This window comes from Nocardiopsis salina YIM 90010 (assembly GCF_000341025.1).
GTDB classification, from domain to species: Bacteria; Actinomycetota; Actinomycetes; order Streptosporangiales; family Streptosporangiaceae; genus Nocardiopsis; species Nocardiopsis salina.
This window is the reverse complement of the sequence record NZ_ANBF01000072.1, coordinates 35,356-42,418: the sequence shown is the minus strand read 5'-3', so window position 1 is coordinate 42,418 and position 7,063 is coordinate 35,356. Positions and strand designations below refer to the sequence as shown.

Annotated in this window: 7 protein-coding genes and 1 riboswitch; of the genes, 4 read left to right on the top strand and 3 right to left on the bottom strand. The window is 71.5% G+C overall.

Annotated elements, in window-relative coordinates; translation table 11 throughout:
• Nucleotides 1-253: 253 nt before the first annotated feature.
• The 3 genes from D474_RS0107215 to D474_RS27905 all read right to left on the bottom strand — a co-directional run bounded on the left by D474_RS0107215 (nucleotide 254) and on the right by D474_RS27905 (nucleotide 3,107).
• Nucleotides 254-808, bottom strand: a complete 555-nt coding sequence (locus D474_RS0107215; protein WP_017612908.1) for a DinB family protein — start codon at nucleotides 806-808, stop codon at nucleotides 254-256.
• Between the two features lie 22 nt (nucleotides 809-830).
• On the bottom strand, nucleotides 831-1,517 hold the full coding sequence (locus D474_RS0107210) for an SAM-dependent methyltransferase (protein WP_026118253.1): 687 nt from the start codon (nucleotides 1,515-1,517) through the stop codon (nucleotides 831-833).
• A gap of 252 nt (nucleotides 1,518-1,769) precedes the next feature.
• Complete coding sequence (locus D474_RS27905) at nucleotides 1,770-3,107, bottom strand: aminotransferase class V-fold PLP-dependent enzyme (protein WP_017612906.1); 1,338 nt, start codon at nucleotides 3,105-3,107, stop codon at nucleotides 1,770-1,772.
• Nucleotides 3,108-3,166: 59 nt separating this feature from the next.
• Nucleotides 3,167-3,281, bottom strand: a riboswitch (SAM riboswitch).
• 219 nt (nucleotides 3,282-3,500) lie between these two features.
• Between D474_RS27905 and D474_RS0107200 the strand changes: the two genes are divergently transcribed.
• The 4 genes from D474_RS0107200 to D474_RS0107185 all read left to right on the top strand — a co-directional run bounded on the left by D474_RS0107200 (nucleotide 3,501) and on the right by D474_RS0107185 (nucleotide 7,024).
• The gene (locus D474_RS0107200; RefSeq protein WP_026118252.1) at nucleotides 3,501-3,875 is read left to right on the top strand and encodes a DUF3870 domain-containing protein; all 375 of its coding nucleotides are present in this window, start codon (nucleotides 3,501-3,503) and stop codon (nucleotides 3,873-3,875) included.
• A gap of 95 nt (nucleotides 3,876-3,970) precedes the next feature.
• Nucleotides 3,971-5,221, top strand: a complete 1,251-nt coding sequence (locus D474_RS0107195; protein ID WP_017612904.1) for a CaiB/BaiF CoA transferase family protein — start codon at nucleotides 3,971-3,973, stop codon at nucleotides 5,219-5,221.
• 66 nt (nucleotides 5,222-5,287) lie between these two features.
• Nucleotides 5,288-6,478, top strand: coding sequence for an acyl-CoA dehydrogenase family protein (locus tag D474_RS0107190; RefSeq protein WP_017612903.1), 1,191 nt, complete (start codon nucleotides 5,288-5,290; stop codon nucleotides 6,476-6,478).
• Between the two features lie 78 nt (nucleotides 6,479-6,556).
• Nucleotides 6,557-7,024 carry a nitroreductase/quinone reductase family protein gene (locus D474_RS0107185; protein WP_017612902.1) on the top strand — a complete coding sequence of 156 codons (468 nt, stop codon included), beginning with the start codon at nucleotides 6,557-6,559 and terminating at the stop codon, nucleotides 7,022-7,024.
• Nucleotides 7,025-7,063: the final 39 nt, after the last annotated feature.

The window sequence follows — 7,063 nt, the reverse complement described above, 5'->3', positions numbered from 1 at the left end:
AGCCCGGCCAACAGGGCCGGAACGCACACCCCGACGCGCCAGGGACCAACCCACCACCACACCCGCACCCTCCCGCCAAGAGAACGAGTCCGGGGGTGGCGCCGACGCGGGTTGCGAAACGGCCCGGCCGGGCTACGATCCCGACCCCCGACGAACCATCACCCCCGAGGCAACACCAGAACACCCCGCCCCGAAGCAACCCCGGCCCGAGGCAACACCAGAACACCACGTCTCGGAGCGCCCAGCCGATGAGCTACCTGGAGTGTGCCCCGTAGAGGTCGCGCAGGAGTGCCACCTCCGCACCGTGATGGATGATCTCCCGCTGCAGGTGCAGTACGAGCACCACCATCGGCATGTCCGCCCACTGGGCCGCCTCGGCCCCGCCGACGGGCGCGCCGAAGTCCTCCTCGCCGAGCTCGTGCATGTGGTCGAACCAGGTCCGGAACGCCATCCGCAGGCGCTGCTTGGCCTCGTCGGCGGTCCCGGGCCAGTCGATGGTGTCCCGGCTCAGGGTGCGGTCGCCGAAGTGCCAGTTGATGCGGGTCTCGAGCACGTCGACGACGATGTGCCCCAGCCGCCAGGCGATGGTGGTTACCGGCGGCGGTTCGGGTTCGGGGACCCCGCTGTCGGGCGCGTGACGGCCGTCGGGCAGGCGGCGTACGTTCCACGCTCCGGGTGCGGGTTCCCAGTAGAACTCGGCGTCGGTGAGGCCCTCCAGACGGGGCCACAACGAGAAGTCCCAGTAGAACTCGCCCTGGGCCAGGATCTCGGCGGGCCAGTTCAGCGCCGTCGGTGTCGGTGTGGTCATTCCCCTACTTCCCCGGGGTGTGTCAGTTGCTGCGTGTGCGTGCGAGGCCGCCGAGGATTCCGGTCCCCTCCATGGCCACGTCCCCGTCCGGGTAGGGCCACCAGCGCAGGTCGGCCACGCCCGGTTCGAGCGGCACGAAGGGTGCGAAGGCGGCCTCGGCGTCCCGTTTCTGGACCTCGGTTGCCAGGGCCAGATATCCGCCTCCGCGCAGAAGGGTGTGCAACCGGTCGAGGGCGGGGGGCGGCGCCTCGGCCGTGAAGGGAAGGGTCATGAGAACAGCGACGGGCCCGTCGAGATCGACGAGCCCGCAGGTCGTGAGTCGGCACAGGGAGGAGTCGGCGCTCTCGGAGCCGCCGGACAGGACGGGGGTGTCCGGGGAGGAGAGCATCCCGATGGTCCCGTGGGGGGCGATGTGCACGACGGTGTTGCGGGGGTGGGCCTGGCGTATGCGCTCGGCGGTACCGGGGACAGGACAGCCCCAGTCGACGAACTGGCGCACGCCGCGGTCGGCGCTCAGGTAGTCGATGACACGCCCGAGGAAGGCTTGGTGGGCGCGGGCGTGAGGGACGGCGGGCCGCTCCGGGACGGGGTTCTGGCGGCGGCCGCCCAGGTGCACGACGTGGCCGCGCGAGGGCGGGACGCGGGGAGACGGCCCCTGGCCGCCGAGCACACCCGGGGGCGGCGCCTGGTGTCGTCGCGCGTGCGTCATCTCGTCCCCCAGCCGGTTCGCTCGCGGGAGGCAGGGGCGAGACCGCTGGGGCCGGTCGGGCCCCGACGGCACCGCGCCATGCCATCAGGGCCCGATGCTACAGGTTGCAGGCGTGATACCCAGCACACCGAAGGGCGAAATGTGACCTTCTGAGTACTATTTGATGACCTGCGGTGCACAGATTCTCGGGAACAGGGCCCGGGCCCCTCCGGCCCCGGACCCGGCTCCGTCGACGCCGACACGGGGACGGCCTCAGCCCTCCGGGGCGACCCAGGCCTCGAGTCGGCCGTCGATCTCCACGTACTCCCAGCGCGGACCGTGCTCGGCCAGCTCGGCCAGCGCACCCACGAGCCGGTCCACGTGCTCGCCGGTGGTCCCGACCCCGAGGCTGGCACGCACCGCCTGCGTGTGGCCCTCGGGGAGCAGGTGACGGGTGAGGGGATGCGCGCAGAAGAGACCGTCGCGCACCCCGATGCCGTGCTCGGCCGCCAGGGCAGCGGCCACCAGGTCGGCCGGGAGCCCCTCCACCGTGAAGGACACGATGCCCACACGCGGGTGTTCGGGGTCCCACAGGGTCAGTTCCTCTACCCCGTCGATCTCGGCGATGCCCGCGCGCAGCCGCTCCAGCAACACCGTCTCGCTGACGTGCCGGCGCTCCAGCACCTGCGGGGTGAAGGTATCGCACGCCGCAGCCAGGGCGATCGCGCCCAGCACATTGGGGCTGCCGGCCTCGTGGCGGGCGGGCAGGTCGTTCCAGACCACGTCGTGGGTGTCAACGCGGGCGCCGGCACCGCCGCCGGACAGGTAGGGGGCGGCCTCGGCCAGCCAGTCGGCGCGCCCGGCCAGCACCCCGCTGCCGAAGGGGGCGTAGAGCTTGTGCGCGGACAGCGCCACGTAGTCGGCCCCGGTCTCCTCCAGAGAGAAGGGCAGGTGAGGCACGTACTGGGCGGCGTCGACGACCACACGAGCACCCTCGGCATGGGCCGCGCGCACCAGCTCGCGCACCGGCCAGATCTCGCCCGTGACGTTGGAGGCCGCGGTCACGCACACCAGCACCGGACCCTCGGGCACCTCGGACAGAGCCGCGCGCACCGCCTCAACGGCCTCCTCCGGGGAGCCGGCCAGGGGCAACCGCTGCACCCGGGACGCGCGGGAAGCGGGGTGCTCCCACGGCAGCAGGCTCGCGTGGTGCTCGGACTCGGGCACGATCACGGTGCAGCCCTCCGGTAGCGACCGCGCCAGCAGGTTGAGGGCGTCGGTGGTCCCGCGTACGAACACCACCGCGTCCTCGGGTTCGGTGCGCACGCCCAGGAACCGTCCGACACTGCGGCGGGCGCGTTCGTAGGCCTCCGTGGTCACACGGGAGTGGTGGCCGGCGCCGCGGTGCACACTCGCGTAGGAGGGCAGCGCCTCCGACAGCGCATCGGCGACCGTGCTCAGGCACGGCGTGCTCGCGGCGTGGTCGAAGTTGGCGTGCTCGACGCGCTCACCGTTGGCCAACGGGACACCGGACTCGTCGATGACGACGGAGAACTCGGGGTCGCGGCGGTCGGCGATCGACGCGACAGGGAAGGAACGGACAGCAGCCATGGGGCACCTCGCTCGTGGGCCGGGGGACCCACCGGGCGCCGGAGCGACCGGGCTCCAGGGGTCCGCGCTTGTCCGACACGGTTGTGCCGGGACCTGGTCATCACCCGGGGCACCCCACCGCGGAAGGAGGGTTGCCGACCAGCCAGCCGGGGCTTTTCGCTGGTACTCGTGACCTGCGATGGACTGTAACACAACCGGGGACCGGCGCCACAGGCCGATGCGGTTGTGCCCTGACCCACACCCCCGCTTGACACGCGCCACTGCCGCTGCGCCATACTGATCCCACTGCCTGCCCTCACGTCGCGGGCGCCCGGTTCCCCCGGCCGTCTCCTCCAGACGCGAGACTCCAGCGCGACGGAGTTTTCGTGTGCCCGCGAACGAGAGGTGACCGTGTTGTACGGCGACGACCGTGTCCAGCAGATCTTCCGCAACCCCCGTGTGGTCCTGGTGTCGGGTTATGCCCGGCTACCGGACTCGGTGGCGAGCCATTCCCAGTACCAGCGCCTCGGCGTGATCCTCGCCGTGGACTCCGCCGACGATCGCATCGTCGCCGCGGACACCACACTGCTGACGGACCTGGCCAAAGACTTTTTCCGTGCCCTGGTCGAGGGCGCCTCCGTCACCGAGGACATCGCCGAGCTCATCCACCGCGTGCAGACGCGTTACGCCGGCCAGTCGGGTGCCGCTCTCACCACGGCTCTACGCCGCTGCCTGGAGACCTACTCCCAGCTCAAGAGCGAGCACCAGCTTCCCGACGGCAACGCCTGAGCACCGCCGGCCCCGTTTCTCGGGGATCACCCTGTCCGCCGAAGGAAGGAACCCATGCGCGCCCGCAACCCTCTCCCCGTCCCGGAGGTGATCCGGTGAGCACGCCCGACCCCGCCGCCGGACCGGCCCCGCTGCCCCTGCAGGGCGTCCGGATCGCCGACCTGTCCCGTGTGCTGGCCGGCCCCTACGCGACGATGCTCCTGGCCGACATGGGCGCCGAGGTCGTCAAGGTCGAACAACCCGGACGCGGCGACGACACCCGCTCCTGGGGCCCACCCCATGCCGGCGGGGACGAGGACACTCCCGGCGAGGCCGCATACTTCCTGTCGGTCAATCGCAACAAGCGCAGCCTGGCCGTGGACCTCAAGGACCCCGAGGGCCTCGCCGCGGTCCAGGAACTGTGCTCGCGCTCGGACGTGGTCATCCAGAACTTCCGCCCGGGTGTGGCCGAACGCCTGGGGTTGGGCTACGAGAAGGTCGCCGGCGCCAACCCCGCGGTCGTGTACTGCTCGGTGAGCGGGTTCGGCCCCGAGCACGAACCGAACACCCGCCCCGGTTTCGACATCGTCGTGCAGGCCGAGAGCGGGCTCATGGCCACCACCGGACCGGCCGAGGGGCCGGCGAGCAAGGTCGGCGTTGCCCTGACCGACGTGCTGACCGGGCTCAACGCGGCCGTGGGGATCCTGGGCGCGCTCATGCGGGCCCGCTCCACAGGGCAGGGGGAGAACATCAGTGCCTCCCTCGTCAACTCCACGCTGTCCGGTCTGGTCAACCTCACTCAGCAGGCCCTGGTCACCGGCGAGGAGCCCCGCAGGGTCGGCAACGCCCATACCACGATCGTGCCGTACCAGCCCTTCCCTACCGCGGACTCCGAGATCGTCGTCGCCGCCGGCAACGACGCGCTGTACCAGCGCCTTTGCACCGCCCTGGACCGCCCCGACCTGGCCGGCGACGAACGCTACTCGACCAACCCCGGACGGGTCGCCCACCGCGAAGAACTCGTGTCGGAGCTGTCGGCGACCCTGCGCGGGCGACCCGCCGACCACTGGATGGAGTTCCTGGTCCAGGCGGGTGTTCCGGTCGGGCGTGTACGCGGTGTGCTGGACGCCCTGCGTACCGGCCAGGCCAACGGGGACGACGTGCTACGGACCGTCGAGCACCCTACGGCGGGGCTGCTGGAGCAGGTCCGGGCCGGTTTCCGCCTCGAGGGTTCGCCTCCCCCACTGACCGCGCCCCCGCTGCTGGGCCAGCACTCCGCCGCCGTGCTCACCGAACTCGGCCTTACCGGCGAGCAGGTCGAGGCGATGCTCGAGCGCGGCGCCGCGCAACAGCCCGACCTGCCCTGACCGCCCCTCCGGCCCGGGCCCACCGATCCACCACACATCGTCCGACCCACCACGAAGGGACCGCACATGAGCCAGAACCGCAAGCCCCAGGCCCCTGACCCGCACGACTTCCTCGACGTGGACGGCGGGCTCGACGAGACCGAACGCGACGTGCGCGATGCCGTCCGCGACTTCTCCCGCAAGGAGCTCACACCCCACGTGGCCGACTGGTTCGAGGCCGGGACCATCCCCGACCCCCGCGGCCTGGCCAAGGCATTCGGCGACCTCGGTGTGCTGGGCATGCACCTGGAGGGCTACGGGTGCGGCGGTTCCAGCGCGGTCGCCTACGGCCTGGCCTGCCGCGAGCTGGAGGCCGTCGACTCCGGCCTGCGCAGTTTCGTGTCGGTACAGGGGTCCCTGGCCATGGCCGCGATCCACAAGTTCGGGTCCGAGGAGCACAAGAACACCTGGCTGCCCCGCATGGCCGCGGGCGAGGCGATCGGCTGCTTCGGCCTGACCGAGCCGGACTCCGGTTCCGACCCGGGCTCGATGCGCACGCGGGCGCGCAAGGACGGCTCCGACTGGGTCCTCAACGGCACCAAGATGTGGATCACCAACGGGTCGGTGGCCGACGTGGCGGTGGTCTGGGCCGACACCGACGACGGCGTGCGCGGCTTCCTCGTGCCCACCGACACCCCCGGCTTCAGCGCCAACGTCATCCACAAGAAGCTGTCCCTGCGTGCGTCGATCACCTCCGAGCTCGTGCTCGAGAACGTGCGCCTGCCCGCCGACTCCCTGCTGCCGGAATCCCGCGGGCTGGGTTCACCGCTGTCCTGCCTGAACGAGGCCCGCTACGGCATCGTCTGGGGCGCGGCCGGCGCCGCCCGGTCCTGCTACGAGGCGGCCCTGGAGTACTCGATGACCCGCGAGCAGTTCGGCAAGCCGCTGGGCGGGTTCCAGCTCACCCAACGCAAGCTCGCCGACATGGTCGTGGACGTCAACCACTCCGCGATGACCTCGCTCCGGGTGGGCAGGCTCAAGGACGAGGGTCGAGCCCACCACAACCACGTGAGCTTCGGCAAGTTCGCGAACGTGGCCGCCGCCCAGCGGGTGGCGAGCAGCGCGCGCGGCCTGCACGGAGCGAACGGCATCACGCTGGAGTACCCGGTGATGCGGCACATGGTGAACCTTGAGACGGTGGCCACCTACGAGGGAACCGAGGACATCCACGCGCTCAGCCTGGGCCAGGCCGTGACGGGGATCTCCGCCTTCCGGTGAAGCGGGCGGGCCCCGCGGGTGCCGCCGCACGGCGGCACCCACCACAATGGGAGGCATCCGACCGAGGGAGTTGCCGACATGGGGAACGAGCCGACGAAGCGGTTCGAGATGACACGGCTGCGGCGCACCGCCAACGCGGCCGTCAGCGGCTTCGTCAAGTACGGCGTGAGCCCGGACGAACTGCACCTGCTCACCACACGCGGGCGCAGGTCGGGTTTCCTGCGCAGTGTCCCGCTCAGCGTGCTGGACAGCGAGCAGGGCCGTTTCCTGGTCTCGCCCTACGGTGAGACCGACTGGGTCCGGAACCTGCGCAAGGACGGGTTCGCGACCCTGCGTCGGGGCGGCTGGATCGAGCTGGTCAGTGTGCGCGAGCTGGAGCCCCGACAGGCGGCCCCGCTGCTGAAGGAGTACCTGGACCACCCGCGCTCGGTGGTCGTGGCCCCCTACTTCGACGCCTCCCCCGAATCCCCGGTGGAGGCCTTCGAGGCCGAAGCCGGGCGCCACCCGGTCTTCCGGGTCGTGCGGTCCACGAGCATCCGCATCTGACCGGCGCTGCGCCCGTCCGCGGCCGTGCGGCCGCGGACG

Excerpts from the sequence above, each read along its gene's own strand:
- D474_RS0107215 (WP_017612908.1), bottom strand. The coding sequence starts at position 808 with ATGACCACACCGACACCGACGGCGCTGAACTGGCCCGCCGAGATCCTG.
- D474_RS0107210 (WP_026118253.1), bottom strand. The coding sequence starts at position 1,517 with ATGACGCACGCGCGACGACACCAGGCGCCGCCCCCGGGTGTGCTCGGC.
- D474_RS27905 (WP_017612906.1), bottom strand. The coding sequence starts at position 3,107 with ATGGCTGCTGTCCGTTCCTTCCCTGTCGCGTCGATCGCCGACCGCCGC.
- D474_RS0107190 (WP_017612903.1), top strand. The coding sequence starts at position 5,288 with ATGAGCCAGAACCGCAAGCCCCAGGCCCCTGACCCGCACGACTTCCTC.
- D474_RS0107185 (WP_017612902.1), top strand. The coding sequence starts at position 6,557 with ATGGGGAACGAGCCGACGAAGCGGTTCGAGATGACACGGCTGCGGCGC.